We start from the raw sequence: 17,750 nt of genomic DNA, 5'->3' as shown, positions 1-17,750 counted from the left end.
ATGCCCTCAGCAATACTTCTGGCGACAGTACCCGGGGGCCAGGGGGGAGCACACGAGTAGTGTGTACTCTATTTTCGCTCCGATGGCGTCCCTGGAGGATGTGTTGGCGCATCTGGGTGAGCACGTGAAGGCCGCTCCAGCTGGCCATAAATTCACTGAAATTAGAATTCTCCACTTAAGCCTGAAATTGTGACCAGAAGCACAAATAGAATCAATGCGTGTTATTGGTGTTTTTGGGATGCGGCTTTTGAATGAGTCATAAATTATGAGTCTCAAGCAAATGCGTTGCGGAAGAATTGAGAGTAATTGATTGAACCTTGATGCCGCGTGCGGGCGAAATCTGAGATAGGGGCTATTAGCTGGATTGGAAGGTCCGGCCGGACTTTTCGTAGTTCAGTAGGAGGCCTCCTTGTCCACGGTTCTGCCCTCGGTAGCTCACACCAAGGTGCACTCAAGTGTCCCCGGGTTGCGGGTGGTGGTACTGGTTCCGGCGTACAACGAGGCCGCGTCCATCGGGGCGACGCTTGACGGGCTGATGCGCCAGGACCGGTCTGCGGACCTGATCGTGGTGGTTCCCAACGGCTGCACGGATTCAACAGCGAGGGAAGCGCGGAAGTATCCGGTCACCGTGATGGAGCTGCCCCGGCTGGAACACCGCAAGTCCGAGGCACTGAACCGCGCGTGGGCGGAGTACGCCTATGACGCGGACGTGGTGGTCTGCCTGGACGCGGACACCGTGCTGCCGCCGAATGCGCTGGCGGCCTGGGAAGCTGAATTCAGTGGCGGGGAAGGCGTCCTCCTGGGAGGGTCCTCCTCGAAATTCACCATGCAGGATCCCGGGCTGCTGAGCCGGCTGCAAAAAGCCGAGTTTGCCACGTGGACCGATACGGCGCTGCGGCGGGGACGGACGAGCGTGCTTGCCGGTACCGGCTGCGCGATCAACAACGCGGTCCTGCGGCAGATTGCTGCCCGGGACGACCGGGAGGGGCCGTGGGTCTACACCTCGCAGGTTGAAGACTTCGAGCTGACCTACCGGATCCGCGAACTCGGCTACGTCTGCCAGGTCTCGCCGGACGTGCGGGCCTACACGGATTCCATGAAGTCCATCAAGGCCCTCTGGGGCCAGCGGATGAAATGGCAGGTGGGCACGGTGGAGGACCTGCTGGACCTGGGGCTCAACCGCCTGACACTCCGGGACTGGGCCCAGCAGGCCATGGGCCTGCTGGGCGTCTTCCTCAAAATCCTGTGGATCGCCGTCATGGTGCTGTCGCTGACCCTCGGCGTGTTCCAGGTGGTCCTGTTCTGGTGGCTGGTGCCCATCCTGTTCGTGGCGCTGGACATCAAGCGCGCACTGCGGATACCGCACTGGGACTGGAAAGACGTCCTCATTGCGGCCACCTTCTTCCCGCAGGAACTGTTCATGTGGCTGCGCTCCGGATGGTTCCTGGCGTCCTGGTCAGCAGTACTCACCACCAAAATCACCCGGCGGCGCATCGACCGCTGGGAAGCACAATACACAGCAGAGGAAATCAACTAACAATGTACGGAATGAACACCTCCATCCCCGCGTCCGGGGCCGCCCTGGCCTACACCGGACTCAACGTAGGGGCCGGACTGCTCACAGCGCTGGGCATCATGCTGATTGGCGTGGCCCTGATCGCCCTGGTCCGCCGCAACCCCGCAGCCCGGCCGTAACCAGCAGCACGGGCTACGACGCCCGGCGCGCCGCCAACGCAGAATTGAAGGCGGACGCCGAGGCGTCGCTGCTGTTAATGCGCCAGTCGGCTTCCTTCTGCATGTGGAACCAGACGAAGCCCATCACATCCGGCTGGGCCGCAAGGTAGGACACGAGGTCCGTGTTCCACGCGGCCTTGGACCCGCCAGCCTCACTCGAGGCCGTCTCGGCGATGAGGATCGGAACCCCCGGGGCCAGCGACCGCAGCTGGGCGATTCCGGGCGCGAAGAGATCCTGCGGCGAAATCCAGCCGCTCCACGAGGCGGACGTGCCCCAGTTGTACCCGTCCAGAGCGACAATATCCACGTAGCCGGCGCCCGGATAAAGGCCGGACAAGTCGGTGGAGCCCCAGTAGGGAACATTCGGGCTCCACACCCACGAGACGTTCGACGCCCCGGTGGCGGCCATGACGTCGTGCACGTGGCGCCACGCCTGGATGTAGTCCCCGGCCTCGTTGCCGTTGACCCCTTCAGCCCACGGGTACCAGTCGCCGTTCATCTCATGGGCGAACCTCAGCTGCACCGGGTAGCCCCAGGCGGCCAATGCCTGTCCCCATTGGGTGATATGGGCATCGAAGTCTCCGGCGGCAATCCTGTCCAGGGAGTAGGCGGGCTGGTTGAGCCCGCCGCCCCAGGCCCACGGCTCCCAGGTCACCAAGGGCACGGCGCCACGGGCCCGCACGGCGTTCATCTCATTGATTGGCGGCGCCTGGAGGAAATCCTTGTAGAACAGGACGCTGGACGGGCTTTCCCCGGCCAGCCGTGACACCTCGTCCAGTTCCGCGCTTGCCAGCGGTCCGCCCGTTGTCGCGACCCCAAACCGCAGGGCAGCCGTGCTGACCGGGGGCAGCGCCGCCGCCGGGGCTGCCACAGTGAACACCGAGGACGCCTGGACTGAAGATGTCTTTGCCGAGATAGTCAGCTTTCCGGTTGCGGTGGAAGGAATGGTGATGGCTGTTGTGAAAGCACCGGTTGATGTGGTCCGAAAGCCAAACGTGGTGGAGCCCGCGATGACCGTTCCTGAGGTGGAGACCCTGAACCCGGTCCCGCTGACCGTGACGGCGGACCCTGCAGGGCCGGTGGTTGGACTAAGCGTTATCTGGGCTGTTGCCGGCGCTGCCTGCACAGGCTGCACTCCCGCAAATGTGACGCCCAGGCCGACGCCAAGAGTGGCCGTAAGTATCTTCACGAACTTGAACACAGAGATCGGTCCCCGCAATCGATAAGGCTGCCCCAGCAGCCGCCAGTTCCGTGCCGGCAGGCACTTCCCTGATCCTAAAGGCCGCCTATTGCCCGTGTCTCAAGATCCGCTCAAGTTTCTTTCGTGCCGCTCAGGCCAGGACGGCCTCGTTAGCCACCGCGTCTATGGCGGCCGGGGAGAACACCTTCCGCATGACCAGCGTGACCAGTCCCTGGGAGGCGGACTGGTCGCCCGCATCGCCGGCTTCAATGGTGAGCCCGTCTGCAATTCGTTCCACCACGGTTGCCATCACAGTGCTCCTGACCTGTTCCACATATGCCGGAACCGCCCCGATGATTCCGCCGATTACCAGCCGGTCCGGGTTCAGGGTAGTGATGGTTGCGGAGAGTGCCCTGCCCAGCACACCCGCTGCCGCTTCCACGATCGGCTCCACAACCGGGTCGCCGGCGCGGGCAGCGTCGCTGATGGCCTGGAGCGGGTCCGGCCCCGGCCCGCCGAGGTGGTCGGCGATGGCACGGCCCGAGCTGTAGGCGGCAAGGCAGCCATGGCGTCCGCACCGGCACAGCGGACCGTCCTCGGCCATCCGGATGTGGCCGATGTCCCCGGCCGCGCCGCGGGCGCCGCGCAAGATGCTCCCTTCCACCACAATGCCGCAGCCGATGCCCGTTCCCACTTTGACGTAGACGATGGTTTCCTCGTCGCTGACACGTTCTCCCAGCGCTGCAGCCCGGGCATCGTTTTCGACGACGAAGGGGACCTCCCAGGCCTCCGACACGGCACGCGCTACGGCATCCCGGGGCCAATCGGGAATGGTGGTGGCATGGGCAACATAGCCTGTTCCCGCTTCCACCGGGGTTGGCACACTGACCCCGACCCCAATAAGGACCTCACCGGTTCCCTGTGCCAGCAGTCTCTTCCCGGCTTCGACAAGGGGCATCAGCACTGACTGGGCTTGTCCACCGATCGCCTGGCTGCTGGTGAGTGAGCGCAACGCCTTTCCGCGGGTATTGGTGACAGTGACGGTGGCGTGTGTCTGGCCCAGGGCGATGGTCAGCACCACCCTGCCCCGGTCATCGAACCGGATCTTGCGTGAGCGGCGCCCGCCCGTGGCCTCCAGGGACTCCGCCTCGTAGATATAACCGCGGCGCAGGAGGCTCTCGAGCCGCTCATACAGGGTGGCCCGGGACATGCCCGTCGCAGCCAGGAGCTGTTGGCGCGACAGCCCGCCGGTGGAGCGGATCAACTCCAGCAGCCGCCCGTGCGACGTCGCCCCGCCAAGGCTCGCCGGCACTCGTTCCACCGCCATGTCATCCTCCCGTTCCCTCAATCAACTTACTTCATCCGGGGAGCGAGGCTTCCGCCCTGATCCATTCCCGGGCGAGCTGTTCCGCCGCCGATTCCAGGAGCGCAGCGGCATTGGAGATACAGCGGGCCACGTCCGGTTCGTGGTCCGTGAGGGCATAGGCCTGACTGATGCCGAGGCCGGCCAGCTCGCCGCGTCCCAGGAGTCCCCGCCCGCAGACGGCAACAGCGGGCACTCCGGCGTCCCAGGCTGCCCTGGCGACTCCCGCGACGGCCTTGCCGTTCAGGGTCTGTCTATCCAAAGATCCCTCGCCCGTAATGACCAGGTCGGCGCTGGTGAGCGTTGCCAGGGCCTCACCGAACCCGGCAAGGTCCATCATGACGCCAATCCCGGGCCGCATGGTGGCGCCGAGTACACTTTGGGCGGCAAAGCCCAGGCCGCCGGCGGCACCTGCGCCGGGCAGGTCTTCAGCACCGGCGGGCAGCCCGGCGGCACGCAGCGTCCGCACGTAATGGCCGAGGCCTTCCTCCAGCAGCCGCACGTGGGATTCGTCAGCGCCCTTCTGTGGAGCGTAGACGGCGGCAGCCCCCCGAGGTCCCAGGAGCGGATTATCGACGTCGGCGGCCAGGATGATCCGGCAACCGGTCAGCCGCGAATCCAGCGTGTTAAGGTCGACGACGGCGAGATCACCGAGTGCCTTTCCGCCCCGTCCCAGCGGTGTTCCGTCTGCCGTCGAAAGGGTGGCGCCGAGCGCCTGCAGGAAACCGGCCCCGCCGTCGGTGGATGCGCTGCCGCCGACGGCCAGGATGATGGTGCGGGCACCGGCCTCCAGGGCAGCCCGGACCAGTTCGCCGGTGCCGAAACTCGTTGCCCCCAGGGGATCGGGAAGGCCGCCGGGGAGCTGGAGGAGCCCGGATGCCTGTGCCATTTCCACCACAGCCGTGCCGTCGCTGCGGCGCACCGCAAACGACGCCACTACCGGCTGCCCTCCCGGCCCAGTGACCGTCGTCGTGATTTCCGCGAAACCCGCGCTGATGGCAGCGGCAACGGAGCCCTCGCCGCCGTCGGCCATCGGCATGGCAACCAGAGCTATGTCCGGATGTACCCTCCGGATGCCCGCCTCCACCGCAGCGCAGACTTCAGCGGACGTAAGGCTGCCCTTGAACTTGTCGCAGGCAATCAGCACTGCAGTCACGGGTTCCCGAGCCATTCCAGGGCTGCGGCTGCCGTCCATGCCTGGGCGAGGCTTCCCAAGGGCTCTGCCGTAAACGGTTCGTAGTACTCCGCGAAGGTGAGGTCGGCCAGCTGCTGCAGCGACTCCGAGCGGAGGGTCTTGACGAGGTCAGCCTGCCCGTCACGCTCGCTTGCCCAGCCCAGCAGCAGGTTCAGGAACGGCCACACCGGCCCGCGCCAGTAGGTCCTCGGCCTGAAGGCCGCACTGGCGGGGGAGGTGGAAGGCGGGAGCGCAAACCGCATTCCGGGGAATGCCATCCAGTCCTTGCCCTGCAGCAGTTCACGCTGCCTCGACAGGAGTGCGGCATCGCCGCCGGCCACCAGCGGCGCGAAGCCGGAGACCGTTTCTGTGGAAATCCATTCGCCCGCCAGGACGTCGTAGTCCCGGGCCAGCCCCGTCTCCGGGTCCACGGTGGAGGCCACCCCGCGGCGGAAGCGTTCGGCCAGCCCCCGCAGTTCCGCTTCCTCGGGGCGTCCAAGTTCAGCGGCCAGGTTGGCCAGGACCTCGGTGGAGGCTGCCATGATTCCTGAGAAGAAGACGTCCCGGACCCGGAAATCCACAATCTCCTGCACGGCCTGGTCATCGAAGCCTACGGATGCCATCTGCTGGACGAGCCAGAGGTACTTCGCGTACTCGGCGTCGTCCGGCCTTTCGCTGGCGTCCGCCACATGGAGGATGTCCCGGCGGGTGAACGGCTCCAGCTCGCCGGGCTGGATGGCCGCATACGGGCCGTCCCAGCGGGGGGAGTTGTCAAAGCCCGATTCCCAGCCGTGGTGGATCTCCACCAGGCCCACGCCTTCGGGATCCCGTACAGTGGCCAGCCAGCGGTGCCAGGCCAGCCAGCCATCAAAGGATTCGCGGAGAAACTCCTCTGCCGCTGCCTGGTCGGACCCGCCGTTCTCCCGGCCGCGGTCAAGGATGTGCTGCAGCGCGATGACGTGCACCGGCGGCTGGCAGATGCCGCTGCTCTTGACGCCCTCCGGGAGTGCCTTGGCGGTGGCCGTGCCCCAGCGGTCAAAGCCCGGAAAGTAGCGCTTTTCATCCTCGCTGAAAACAATGTGCGGAATCATGCCGGTGGACCACTGGGCGTCCAACAGGGTGCGCAGCTCGGTGATGGCGCGGGGCACGCTCACCCTGGCCAGGCCTATCGCAACGAACGCCGCATCCCAACTCCACATGTGGGGATAAAGGTCGGGCGCCGCCGTCGTCATGGTGCCCAGGTCATTGCGGCGCAGCACTTCGATTGCGGCGTTGCGGAGTTCTTCGTTGCTGACGTTGTGGTGTGTCATCTAGTTGGCCTCCAGTGCCATTGAGGTTTCGCGGTCATAGAAGCGCATGGTGTTGGGCGAGAAGCCCAGCCAGATGGTCTGATGGGGAGCGGTCCGGAAGCTGGGCGGGGCCTGGACCTTGAGGGTCTGTCCTTCCACATCCACGGTGAGCAGGATGGTGGATCCCATGGGCTCCACCACCAGGACCGTGGCGGCGATGTGCCCGGAGGCGCGTTCCTTTGCCACGGACACGTTTTCGGCGCGGACGCCCAGGACAATGCTGTGGTTCCCAAACGACTGGAGCAATGACGGTGCCATGAGCCTTTGGTCCCCGACCACCAGCTCGCCGTCCGGGGTCACTGCTGCGTCAACAAAGTTCATCGGCGGGGAACCGATGAAGCCGCCCACGAAGCGGTCGCTCGGCGCGTCGTAAACGTCCAGCGGGTCGCCCAGTTGGGCAATCCGGCCCTTGCGCATCACGGCCACCTGGTCTCCGAGGGACAGTGCCTCGCTTTGGTCGTGGGTGACATACACCGTGGTGGTGCCCAGGTCCTGCACGATCTTCTTCAGCTCGGACCGGAAGTTCAGGCGCAGCAGGGCGTCCAGGTTGGACAGCGGCTCGTCCATCAGCAGCACGTCCGCGTCCACCACGATGGCCCTGGCTACGGCAACCCTTTGCCGCTGGCCGCCGGAAAGCTGGGCCGGCAGCCGGTCCAGGTAGGGGGTCAGCTGCAGCAGGTCAGCGGCCCACTGGACCTTCTTGTCGATCTGCTCCTTGGCGACCTTGGCCATCTGGAGGCCGAATCCGATGTTGTACCGGACGGAGCGGTGCGGGAAGACGGCGTAGGACTGGAACACCATGGAGATGTTGCGCTTGTTGGGCGGCAGGTAAGTGACGTCCCGCCCTCCGATGGAGATGGAGCCGGAGTCCGGAAGTTCGAGTCCGGCCAGCATGCGCAGCAGGGTGGTTTTGCCGCAGCCGGACGGGCCAAGCAGCACCGTGAAGCTGCCGTCGGCAATGTGGAGCGAGACGTCGTCGGTGGCCCGTTCGGTGCCGCCGGGGTAGGTCTTGATGAGGTTGGAAATGGAGATATCAGCCATGGGGATCGGCTCCTTGAAGGATTCTGGAAGCTTGGAAGATTGGGGGAATGCCGGGATCAGCGGATGGTGGAGCCCCACATGTTGGTGAGGTACCGGCGCATGAACGCGATGAAGATGATGGAAGGGATCACCAGCGCGAAACCGCCGGCGAACCGGTAGGCCAGGGGTGAATCGGCCAGTGAGGTGAGGACCTGTGCCGGCAGTGTCCGGTGGTCCAGGGTGAGGATGGAGGCACCCAAAACCTCGTTCCAGGACATCACGAACGTGAAGATGGAGGCGGCGGCGATGCCGGGCAGGGCCATGGGCATGACCACCCGCATGAAGGCTCCGAACGGGCTGCAGCCAAATACCCTGGCGGCCTCCTCCACGTCGTGGGGGACACCCAGGAACACGCTGGCCGAGATGAGGATGGTGGTGGGCAGTGCCAGTGCGGTGTGCAGCAGGATCACGGCGTAGGTGGTGTCGTAGATGTCCACGGTGAGGAAGAGCCGGGCCAGCGGGACGGACAGCACCACAATGGGCAGGGCCCGGGTGAAGAGCAGGAAGAGCTGGTATGGCTCCTTGCCCGGGAATGCGAAGCGGGCCAGGGCGTAACCTGCCGGAACGCCGATCAGTGCCGAGAGCAGCAGCGTTCCCACTCCCACGATCAGCGAGTTGCCCAGTGCGCCGAAGACACCTGTGGATCCGAGGAATGCGTTCAGCGTCTCGAAGGAGAAGCTGGTGGGCAGCAGGCTCAGCGGGAAGGCGTTGAGGGATTCCCTGCTGGACAGGGCCGCAAGGGAGATCAGGTAGATGGGGATCAGCATAAACAGCGACACTGCGATGCAGGTGAGCTGCAGCAGGACCCTGTTCCGCTTCTGGCGTTTCAGCGGCGCGGTATCAACGGTGGCCTGGCTCATCGGGTGCCTCCCTGGGTCTTTTCGCGGAGAGCCCGCAGGTAGAAGATGGACGTCAGCATGGACACGGCCAGGATCACCAGGGCCAGCGCAGCTGCAACGTTGGGGTTCTGCAGGCCGGTGTACCAGCGGTAGGTTTCCCCGACGACGAGGGGAAAGTTCTGCCCGGTCAGCGCCTGGGCAACGGCAAAAGTCTGGAACGCCAGGATGGTGCGGAGGATCAGGGCCACCTGGAGGCTGGGCTTCAGCAGCGGCAGCGTGACGTGGCGCAGGCGCTGCCAGAACGATGCGCCGAAGACCTGCGCGGCCTCGTCGTAATCCTTGGGGATGCCCTGCAGGCCCGCGACGACGATGACCAGCACCAGCGACGTTGCACGCCACAGTTCAGCGATGAGGACGCAGATGAACATCGTTGTCTGGTTGTCGTAGGCCAGCCAGGAGACGCCTTCAATGCCGAGCCAGGCCAGGGCCGAGTTCAGGTAGCCGCGGTCGTTGAAGATGGAGAGCCAGACCAGGCCTGCTGCGAGGTCGCTGAGGGCCAGTGGGATGGCCCAGATGAAGAAGTGGACTTTGTTCAGCCGCGGGTTTGCCCGCAGCAGCAGGGCCATGCCAATGGCGAAGGCGAACTGGATTGGAATCATCACAGCGATCAGCAGCAACGTGTTGCGCACCGCCGGCCAGAAGTAGGGATCCTGCACCATGCGGGTCACGAATTCGAGCGTGAAGCCCTGTTCATTCCGGAAGGCCTGCATCACGCCTTCGATAACGGGCCAACCCAGCAGGAGGGTCATAAAAACTACGGAGGGTCCGATCAGCCAGACCGCAGCCGGGACGCTGCGGCGCCGGACAGGGGTGGCGGCTTTGGCCGGGGCCGGGGGCGCTTGGACGGTCATTACGCTACCTCGCATTTCGCGGAGACGGGATCGGGTGCCCAGCACGGCACGTTGAGCGACTGCATGATGGTGTTCAGCTCCTTGGCCTGGCGGTCCAGGACCGGCTGGATGTCCTGGTTGTTGAGGCAGATCTCCTGGAAGACGTTCTTGAAGATCTGGGACACTTCGCCTTCTTTCGCGCCCAGGCCCACCGGAGGCAGCGCCAGCAGCGCGCCCTGGGAACGCTGCTGAAGCCGGACCGCCCCGGCTTCGAGTGCGATGGCCCCTGCCAGATCGGTGGGAAGCTCGGTCTGCACCACGGGGAAGAACGCGTTCTGTCGCAGGGTTTCGACCTGGGTCAGCGGTTCTGACAGGCCGCGGATGGCCTGCTCGGCAAGTTCCCGCTCGGTTCCACCGGCCGGGAGTGCCAGGCCAGCGACGATGAGCATGTACCCGCGGCCCTTGGGTCCCTTGGGGGCGGGCACCATCAGCCACTCGCCGGGGTTATCGGCAGGAGCGTTGATGAGCCTGGCAACGTGGTCCCATGCCACCAGCACTTCACCGCGCGCCAGTGGTTCCTGCATGGCGTCGAAGTTGGTGGAGGCAGGCACCATGTTGTCCCACAGTTCCTGCATGAAGCTCCAGGCATCAACAGCGTCCGGGTTGCGGAACGTGGTGATCTGGCCGCCGGTGAAGCTTGGCAGCAGGAATCCCTGGTAGAAGCGGTGATGCAGGCCCTTGGGGCCGGCCGGCATGCCGAACACCGGCCGTCCGGCACCCTGTTTGGCTGCCTTGGCCCAGGCCAGGTAGTCCTCGTAGCTCAGGTCATTGACGTCCACTCCGGAGGGCAGCCATTCCAGTGCCTTTTTGTTGACGGCAACCACGTAGGTTGCCTGCATCCATGGGACGTACTTTGCCGAGGAGGTGCCGGCCTTGGTCAGCTCCAGCATTTCCTTGGTGAAGCCGCGGCCGGCCAGGTCGGTGAGAATGCTGTCCACGTCTTCCAGGGAGTCTGCAAGCGGTGCGAGTTCGCCGTGCAGTCCGCCGAGCAGGGACGTTTTGATGTTCCCGGCGGCCGTCTGCGATTTCACCGTGGAGGCAAAGACGCCAGGGTCCACGGAGTTGTATGCCACGGGCAGGCGGAGGGATTTCTTCAGGACCTGCTCGTATCGCTGCTTTTCCTCCACGGGCGTGAACTGGGTGGACAGGAAGCTGACGGTCCCACTGCCTGCTGCGGCTCCGCTCGTGTCGAAACCGGCGCAGGCGGACAGGAAGGGCACCGATAGGGCTGTGCCCAGGCCCGCCAGCAACATACTGCGGCGTGAAGGCAAATGGGTGGGGGAGGTGAATTCGTGATTCATGGACTGCTCCATTCGGGTGTGCGGCTTTGCACCACTTTCGTTTAATCATTAGACAAAAGATTTGATGTGTCAAGGGTCACGTCTTGAAAAGCAGGGAGGAGGAAGTGTGTTGGGGCCGGCACGGCGCCAACGCGCACTGAAGGTGGGATGTACGACGGCGGCGCGTGCCGCCGTCGTACGTCTCAGTCAGATGACTTCCAGCAAATCGGCTGGAACCCTTTACGCGGGGCCCTTGGCTTATTAAAGTCAGTTCTTGTCATAGTCCGGATGGGCGCTGTGGGGCGTCCGGGAAGGGGGAGTGCATCACCGCTGACCGTTACCAGAAGACCATTGACCACTACGTTGAAAGCCCCTCCTAGGAGGGGCTTTCCCCTTGCCGCCTGACATCGGCCGGGCGGCGTATATTCAGCGCGGGATGCGGCGTCCCCTGAACCGGTTCAGCAGCAGAAGGACCAAGGCGACAATCACCAGCACTGGGGCTACCCCAAGGAGGAACCCCAGCGTTTTGACGGCCAGTCCCACGATGAAAAGGACCACGGCGACAACCAGGATCGCCACCACCAAAGCTCTCATCTGTCTCCGCCTCACGGTCGCAGTAATCTCCCCAGCGTACGCCGATGCCCCCGTTCCTGACCCCTGGATGTGTTATGCGTCCCGTCGGTTTCCGCAGGTGGAACCACACCAAAGGTTTATCCAAGGTCAGCTCCCTAAAGTGGGCGCAACTGCTTTATGGCCAGGCAAGGGGAGCTCATCATGACCGACAGCAGCGCTTCATCAAAGGGCCTGGCGGATCGTCGGCCGGCGCAAGTGGCCGTGGTGGGTTGGAGGCGCGCTGCTGGTGTTGGTCCCGGCACTGGTCATTGCCGGCTTTACGGTCTTGGGCGATAAGGATGACCCGCCGGCAGCCGGACCGGCGTCCGCCCCGCGTCGCCCTGCAGCTGGACGTCTACGCCCAGTCGCCGGGAGCCGCCGGAAGCGGCTTCCTCCAGCGCGACAAAACCTACCTGGCGCATGAAATGGCGAAGCACCTGAAGTTCGGCGCCGACAACAACGTCCCCATGTCCGTGATGGAATTCGGGACGGTGCGCCAAGCTTTTGAAATGGAGGGCAAGGGCGGCCAGCAATGGGTCAGCGACATGCTCAGCCTTCTGGAGGAAAATAACCTCAGCTTCGCCTACTGGGAGTACCACGGGGCCCAAATGGGCCTCTACCTCAGCGGCCAGGGCCAACCGGGCGAACCCAACGTGCCGCTCCAGGAAACCCTCCGGCGCGAGCTCGGCTAGAAGACACTCCTCAACTGCCGTCGCCGTTGGCGGCGCTGATGAACTGGGCCAGCATCCTTGCCTCACTTGAGCTCAGGAAGACCTCAATGGGCTTGGCCTGGTTCGCGATTTCGAGGGTGAGCGTGAAGCCCTCTGACCCGGCGCTTGGGCGGGCGGACCATGTCTGCAGGACAGGTGCCATGTCCTGTCCCAACAGCACGTAGCGCTCCTCCATGTCCCAGGGGGAACCGGCCTCGATCAACGCTTTATGCTCAGCGCAGACGAAGGCCTCGTGATAACCGGCAACGAGGTTCTGGTTCCCCACCAGGAAGGCGGAACCGGCATTGGTGCACCGCAGCACCGAGCAAGTAATCATGAATCAGAGGGTAGGGAGCGGACATTGGGGAACCCTAACGACGCAGCTAGGGATTTCCTTGTTTCACAAAGGTTTCCATGGCCTCACTTTGTCCCGCCTGATGGGCAGCAGTCATCGGGTTCCCCGCAGAGGCTCGCCTCGACATGGGGGACGGTGCAGCAGACGTCCCCTTTCCATGCGCTGATCCCCTCACGGACGGCGATCCCTGCGATCACCAGTGCTGCACCGGCGTCGGCCCACCACCATCCCAGCGTGCTGTTCAGGACCAGGCCGGCCAGCAGCACGGCCGAGAGGTAGGTGCACAGCAGGGTCTGCTTGGAGTCAGCCACCGCGGTCCTGGATCCGAGTTCGCGGCCGGCCCGGCGCTGGAGCCAGGACAGGACGGGCATTATGGCCAGGCTCAGTGCGGCGATGACGATGCCCGGCATGGAGTGCTGTGCTTCCCCGCCGCCGGTCAGTGACCTGACCGAGTCGACGGTGACGAACAGTGCGAGGGCGAAGAAGGAGAACGCGATGATCCGCAGGGTCAGGTGCTCGCGCCGTTCCGGGTCCTGCGCGGAGAACTGCCAGGACAAGGCCACTGCGGAGGCGACCTCGATCACCGAATCGAGTCCGAAGCCGATCAGGGCCGAGGAGTCCGCCACGTTGCCGGCCCACAGCGCTGCAACCGCTTCAACGAGGTTGTAGGTGATCGTCGCGGCAGCCAAGAGCCGGATGCGCCGGCTCAGGACGTCACGCCGCGCCCGCGCCGGGGCAGTCCTCACGGTTTCCATAAACCCAACCTATATCCGCGCATGGGTCCGTGCGGCAGCGGATTACCTGCGGGGAGCGCACGCCTCGGCCGGGCCGTAGTGCAGCCAGTCCGGCAACGCGGCGGTGAAGGCTTCCCGGACCTGCGGTGACTTAGTGACGGTCCAGTCCACCCGGCCGTTGACTTCCACCTCGTCCTCATCCCGCTCGAACCAGTTGACCATCTTCAGCTGCGGGAAGCGCGCGGCCGTCGCGGGATCGAACAGCTGGCCCCACCAGGCCTGCTTGATGGCCAGCTCGGTTTCCCCGCCGGCAGCCGGATTGAACAGTGCGGCAGTTTCCGGGATGGCCACCGGCTTGCCGTGCTGCACCCCGTAGACCTCGTAGAAGTCAGGCGCCGGGGTGTCGTCCCCGTTCGCGCCAAGGTAGTTGCCGGTGAGCTGGCTGGCGAACTTGTTGGCTTCCGGCAGTTCGTTCTCACCCCAGGGGAAGGCCGAGCCCCAGTGGTACAGGGACATTCCCACCCAGTCCACCGCGTCATCGCCCGGATAGAAGGGGGCATAGGGGTCATCATTCGTGGTCAGTGCCCCGTCCGCGTCGGTATCCAGCGCGGTAAAGTCCGCTGTTCCCGGCTTCGCATCGTACTGGCCGCCGGAGAACGGATAGCCGCCGCCGTAGTCCGGCGCCCACATCATTGCCGAACCGGGCGCCTGGGCGTGGACGGCTGACGCCAGCGTCCGGAAGGCTGCGATGTAGCGGGCCGGCTGCTGTCCCCATGGGATCCAGTTGCCGTTCATCTCAGGCGCAAAGCGCACAAAGACGGGGACGCCGCCGTTGTTGACCGCCGCGACGTCCCTGGCGAGGGTGGCGGCGGATTCCTCCGTCACCGCGTCGAGGCCGTTCACGGGCTCCAGGGTCAGCAGCATCGTCTGGCCATGGGCGCGGATTTGGTCGGCGGCGCGTTGCAGGTCCTCCTTCTCCTCGCCGTTGTAGGGGAAGCCGGTGGAAACTACGGTCACTGCTGGCGTGTGGCCCAGGTTGAAGGAGTATTCAGCCAGCGTCCTTGCCTCCATATCGAGGTTGACGCCGAACAGCGCACCGCTGGCGGGGACCAGCGCAGCCCTGTCCAGGACTTCGCACGGACGCAGGGAGACGGGCGTTGGAAGGCGGATGGACTGGTCGGTGTTCTGCGGCCTTGCGTTGATCCCGTAATAGGTGACAGCGCCGCCGATCCCCACAACCATCAGCCCCACGATCAAGGGAAGGGCGAGGCCCTTCAGCCGCCGGGATAAATCCCCACGCCGGGAACCCCGGCTCCCCTCCGGAACTTCCTCCGACATCGGTGGCGGCCCCCTCCCTGGCTGACGCTGACTCCATCCTAGGTTTGAACCTTGGAACCACCATGGAAACGTACGACGGCGGCCGCGCGCCGACGTCGTCCGTTCCAGTTAGGCGTGTGCCTGCGCCCGGACTGACGTGCGTTCCACCGTGGGGCAGTGGATTTTCGAGATCCCCTCGGTTGCGCCGTCGAGCTCCAGGAGCATGCGGACGCCCGCCGCACCCAGTTCGTAGTGCGGAAGGGACACCGTGGACAGCGGGGGGCGCAGGTGCGCGGCGATGACTTCCTGGTTGTCGAAGCCCACCACGGCGATGTCCTCCGGGATGGACAGGCCGTGCTCGCGCAGCCCGTCGTAGAGGCCCATGGCCATCCGGTCGTTGTAGCAGTACACAGCCGTGGCGCCGCGTTTGAGCAGTTCCGCGGTTGCGCCGTACCCGCCTTCCTGGTCCGGATAGGCTTCCATGACCAGCTCGGGATCGAACGGGATTCCCGCGTCCTCAAGCGCTTCCCTGTAGCCCTGGAGCCGCCCGTCCTTGGCGGGGGCGGGGATGGTGGCGTTGATGAAGGCGATGCGGCGGTGGCTGTGGCGCAGCAGGATCTCAGTGGCTGAGCGGCCGCCCTGTGCCTCGTCCGGCACCACGGCCCGCGCGCCCGGCTCGTGGGAGAAGCAGTTGACCAGGACAAAGTCCGCTTCCCGGAGCGACGCCGGAATGTCGGTCGGCCGGTGGAACCATGTGGAGTAGAGGATGCCGCGCACTTTGTACTCGAGCATCATGGTGATGGCGTCCTGCTCAAGCTCCCCGTTGCCCTCGGTGTTGGCGATGAGGAGGGCGTACCCGTGTTTCCACGCCTCGTCCTGCGCGCCATGGATGATCTGGCCGGCGAACGGGGTGGTGGCAACGCCGTCGGCCACCAGCCCGATGAACCGGGACGTGCCGCTGACCAGGTTCTTGGCCATCGCGTTGGGGCGGTAGCCCAGCGACCGGATGGCATCCTTCACGCGCTGCCGCGTTTCCTCCGCGATCCGGGCGTCCTTTTTCTTGTTGACCACCAGCGAGACCGTGGCGGTGGAAACCCCGGCCGCTTCCGCTACGTCGCGGAGGGTGACGGGGTGGGCACGCTCGGGAATCCGCCGGGCACGGGGCGTCCGGGCCGGTTCTCCCGGGCCTTTCTCCATTGAAATCATCTGTCCTCCTTCAGGAGTATATCCATCCGCTGCGGCCGTCATCCCTTGGTCGCCCCGCTCTCAAGGCCCTGGATCATGGCCTTGTTGAGCACCAGGAAGACCAGCAGCAGCGGGGTGATGGTGACGCACACGGCGGCGAAGGTTGCCGTCCAGTCCACCTTGCCCATGGCGCCTATATAGTTCTGCAGGCCCAGCGGAATGGTCTTCAGGTCCTCGGACAGGACGAACGTGTTGGCGAAGATGAAGTCATTCCAGATGAAGATGCTGTTGACCAGCACCACGGTGACAACGGTGTTCAGCGACAGCGGCAGGGTGATCAGCCCGAAGATCCGGTAGGGCCCGGCGCCGTCCAATGACGCCGCCTCGTATGTCTCCCGTGGGATGTATTCGAAAAACGACGAGAACAGGTAGACGGACATGGGGAGGGAGAACCCGGCCAGCGGGATGATCATCGACTGGTACGTGTCCAGCAGGTTCACCGCCGAGTAGTCGATGAACAGCGGAACGAGGGCGATCTGGACCGGCACGATGATACCGATCAGGAACAGCCCGCGGACCAGCTTGCTGAGGCGGAACCCGAGCACCTGGATGGCGTAGGCGGCCATCATGCCGAACAGGACAATGAGGATGTTGGCGCCCATGGTCACGATGAAGCTGTTCAGGATGTTCCGGCCCAGGTCGCCGGTTTCAAAGGCCCTGGCGTAGTTCTCCCAAGTGAGCGAACTGGGCAGGGCGAAGGGGTCTCCGGTGGCGAAGTCCTGTTCGGTGCGCAGGCTGGTGAGGAACAGCCAGGCCAGCGGGTACACCTGCACGATCACAATGAGCATGATCAGGACCCGCGACAGCGTCCGGAACAGGTTGGGCTTACGACGGCGGCGCGTGGCTTTGTGAGGAGCGGTTGGGACGGTGGTGGGAGGCGTGGCCGGGGCTGCCTGGGCGATCATTAGTCTGCCTTCCGCTTGAGCAGGAACAGGATGAGGCCGACGGCAACGAGGCACTCAATGACGATGAAGACGGAGATGGTGCTGGCGTACCCGAAGTCCGTGCTGGTGAACGCGGCCTTGTACATGTAGGTGGTCAGCAGCTCGGAGGACTGTCCCGGGCCGCCGTTGGTCATCAGGTACGGGATGTCGAAGCCGCGCAGCCCGTAGGTGGTGGCCATGATGGTGGTGGTGATCCACACCGGCCGGATGTAGGGGAACCGGATCTTGGTGAACAGCGTCCACCGGGACGCGCCGTCCAGGACCGCGGCTTCTTCCAGTTCCTTGGGCACGGCGATCAGTGCGGCGTAGATGATGAGCATGTAGAGCCCGGTGAAGCGCCAGCCTTCCGGTGCGGACACTGCCGCCAGCACCGTGTTGACGTCCGAGAGCCAGGGCCGTTCCAGGGCGCCGAGCCCGATCCAGTGCAGCAGCTGGTTGAGCAGGCCGGCGGGGTCGATGGAGTAGATCCTCACGAACAGGAAGGCTATGGCGACGGTGGAAATGACTGCCGGCAGCAGGTAGAGCGTTTTGATGAGCTCCCGCCCGCGGCGGAGGGACGTGAGCAGGCTGGCCACCACCAGGGCGCCGCCGAGCTGCAGGACCAGGCAGATGGCCAGGTAGATCAGGGCGTTCAGGAACGCACGCCAGAAGATGTCGTCGGCAACGAACATCCGCACGTAGTTGTCCAGCCCGACGAATTCCATGTCGCTGATGCCGTTCCAGGAGAAGAAGCTCAGGAACAGGGATTGGAGGATGGGGAAGAGGACTGCGGCGCAGTAGAGCAGCAGGGGCGGGAGCAGGAAGACCAGGACCGAGGTCCGTGACCTGTTGGGAAGCATCCTGTTGGATTGCATGGCGGGGCCTTTCGGGCGGGGGACCGGTGT

General features: G+C 64.8%; 18 protein-coding genes. 3 read left to right on the top strand and 15 right to left on the bottom strand.

Going from position 1 to position 17,750, the window contains the following annotated elements; all coding sequences use genetic code 11:
* Positions 1 to 409: 409 nt before the first annotated feature.
* Together ACZ9BC_RS13505 and ACZ9BC_RS13500 are read left to right on the top strand one after the other, a co-directional pair.
* A complete protein-coding gene (locus ACZ9BC_RS13505; RefSeq protein ID WP_476246347.1) occupies positions 410 to 1,537 on the top strand; it encodes a glycosyltransferase family 2 protein in 1,128 nt (375 codons plus the stop codon).
* 11 nt (positions 1,538 to 1,548) lie between these two features.
* Positions 1,549 to 1,695 carry a hypothetical protein gene (locus tag ACZ9BC_RS13500; protein WP_176156811.1) on the top strand — a complete coding sequence of 49 codons (147 nt, stop codon included), beginning with the start codon at positions 1,549 to 1,551 and terminating at the stop codon, positions 1,693 to 1,695.
* Positions 1,696 to 1,708: 13 nt separating this feature from the next.
* Here ACZ9BC_RS13500 and ACZ9BC_RS13495 read toward each other — a convergent pair whose 3' ends face one another.
* From ACZ9BC_RS13495 to ACZ9BC_RS13455, 9 genes are all read right to left on the bottom strand, one after another.
* Complete coding sequence (locus ACZ9BC_RS13495) at positions 1,709 to 2,923, bottom strand: glycosyl hydrolase (protein WP_476246346.1); 1,215 nt, start codon at positions 2,921 to 2,923, stop codon at positions 1,709 to 1,711.
* A gap of 142 nt (positions 2,924 to 3,065) precedes the next feature.
* Entirely contained in the window at positions 3,066 to 4,241 is a 1,176-nt protein-coding gene (locus ACZ9BC_RS13490) for an ROK family transcriptional regulator (protein ID WP_476246345.1), read from the bottom strand.
* Positions 4,242 to 4,272: 31 nt separating this feature from the next.
* The gene (locus tag ACZ9BC_RS13485) at positions 4,273 to 5,433 is read right to left on the bottom strand and encodes a glycerate kinase (protein WP_476246344.1); all 1,161 of its coding nucleotides are present in this window, start codon (positions 5,431 to 5,433) and stop codon (positions 4,273 to 4,275) included.
* The gene (gene ggh / locus ACZ9BC_RS13480) at positions 5,430 to 6,761 is read right to left on the bottom strand and encodes a glucosylglycerate hydrolase (RefSeq protein ID WP_476246343.1); all 1,332 of its coding nucleotides are present in this window, start codon (positions 6,759 to 6,761) and stop codon (positions 5,430 to 5,432) included. Before ggh ends, ACZ9BC_RS13485 begins: the two co-directional genes overlap by 4 nt.
* Positions 6,762 to 7,841, bottom strand: a complete 1,080-nt coding sequence (locus ACZ9BC_RS13475; RefSeq protein WP_079596713.1) for an ABC transporter ATP-binding protein — start codon at positions 7,839 to 7,841, stop codon at positions 6,762 to 6,764. It abuts the gene before it with no gap.
* 56 nt (positions 7,842 to 7,897) lie between these two features.
* Positions 7,898 to 8,740: a carbohydrate ABC transporter permease gene (locus tag ACZ9BC_RS13470; protein WP_275729666.1), complete on the bottom strand. Its 843-nt coding sequence runs from the start codon at positions 8,738 to 8,740 to the stop codon at positions 7,898 to 7,900.
* Positions 8,737 to 9,630: a carbohydrate ABC transporter permease gene (locus ACZ9BC_RS13465; RefSeq protein ID WP_079596474.1), complete on the bottom strand. Its 894-nt coding sequence runs from the start codon at positions 9,628 to 9,630 to the stop codon at positions 8,737 to 8,739. Before ACZ9BC_RS13465 ends, ACZ9BC_RS13470 begins: the two co-directional genes overlap by 4 nt.
* Entirely contained in the window at positions 9,630 to 10,970 is a 1,341-nt protein-coding gene (locus ACZ9BC_RS13460) for an ABC transporter substrate-binding protein (RefSeq protein WP_476246342.1), read from the bottom strand. The genes ACZ9BC_RS13465 and ACZ9BC_RS13460 overlap by 1 nt, the downstream gene beginning before the upstream one ends.
* Positions 10,971 to 11,375: 405 nt before the next feature.
* Positions 11,376 to 11,543: a hypothetical protein gene (locus tag ACZ9BC_RS13455; protein WP_476246341.1), complete on the bottom strand. Its 168-nt coding sequence runs from the start codon at positions 11,541 to 11,543 to the stop codon at positions 11,376 to 11,378.
* A gap of 317 nt (positions 11,544 to 11,860) precedes the next feature.
* Here ACZ9BC_RS13455 and ACZ9BC_RS13450 point away from each other — a divergent pair, with 317 nt between their 5' ends.
* The gene (locus ACZ9BC_RS13450) at positions 11,861 to 12,253 is read left to right on the top strand and encodes a hypothetical protein (RefSeq protein ID WP_476246340.1); all 393 of its coding nucleotides are present in this window, start codon (positions 11,861 to 11,863) and stop codon (positions 12,251 to 12,253) included.
* A 10-nt stretch (positions 12,254 to 12,263) separates the two neighbouring features.
* Here ACZ9BC_RS13450 and ACZ9BC_RS13445 read toward each other — a convergent pair whose 3' ends face one another.
* The 6 genes from ACZ9BC_RS13445 to ACZ9BC_RS13420 form a co-directional block, all read right to left on the bottom strand.
* Entirely contained in the window at positions 12,264 to 12,608 is a 345-nt protein-coding gene (locus ACZ9BC_RS13445) for a hypothetical protein (RefSeq protein ID WP_079596477.1), read from the bottom strand.
* Between the two features lie 83 nt (positions 12,609 to 12,691).
* Positions 12,692 to 13,381: a cation diffusion facilitator family transporter gene (locus ACZ9BC_RS13440; RefSeq protein ID WP_476246339.1), complete on the bottom strand. Its 690-nt coding sequence runs from the start codon at positions 13,379 to 13,381 to the stop codon at positions 12,692 to 12,694.
* Positions 13,382 to 13,423: 42 nt separating this feature from the next.
* The gene (locus tag ACZ9BC_RS13435; RefSeq protein ID WP_476246338.1) at positions 13,424 to 14,698 is read right to left on the bottom strand and encodes a glycoside hydrolase family 26 protein; all 1,275 of its coding nucleotides are present in this window, start codon (positions 14,696 to 14,698) and stop codon (positions 13,424 to 13,426) included.
* A 108-nt stretch (positions 14,699 to 14,806) separates the two neighbouring features.
* A complete protein-coding gene (locus ACZ9BC_RS13430; RefSeq protein WP_476246337.1) occupies positions 14,807 to 15,883 on the bottom strand; it encodes a LacI family DNA-binding transcriptional regulator in 1,077 nt (358 codons plus the stop codon).
* Between the two features lie 38 nt (positions 15,884 to 15,921).
* Entirely contained in the window at positions 15,922 to 16,827 is a 906-nt protein-coding gene (locus tag ACZ9BC_RS13425) for a carbohydrate ABC transporter permease (protein WP_476246336.1), read from the bottom strand.
* A complete protein-coding gene (locus ACZ9BC_RS13420) occupies positions 16,827 to 17,705 on the bottom strand; it encodes a carbohydrate ABC transporter permease (RefSeq protein ID WP_476246494.1) in 879 nt (292 codons plus the stop codon). The genes ACZ9BC_RS13425 and ACZ9BC_RS13420 overlap by 1 nt, the downstream gene beginning before the upstream one ends.
* Between the last annotated feature and the right edge of the window lie 45 nt (positions 17,706 to 17,750).

Source organism: Pseudarthrobacter sp. TE3704, from assembly GCF_056279405.1.
The sequence above is the reverse complement of the archived record's forward strand: the minus strand, read 5'-3'. Positions and strand labels throughout refer to the sequence as shown.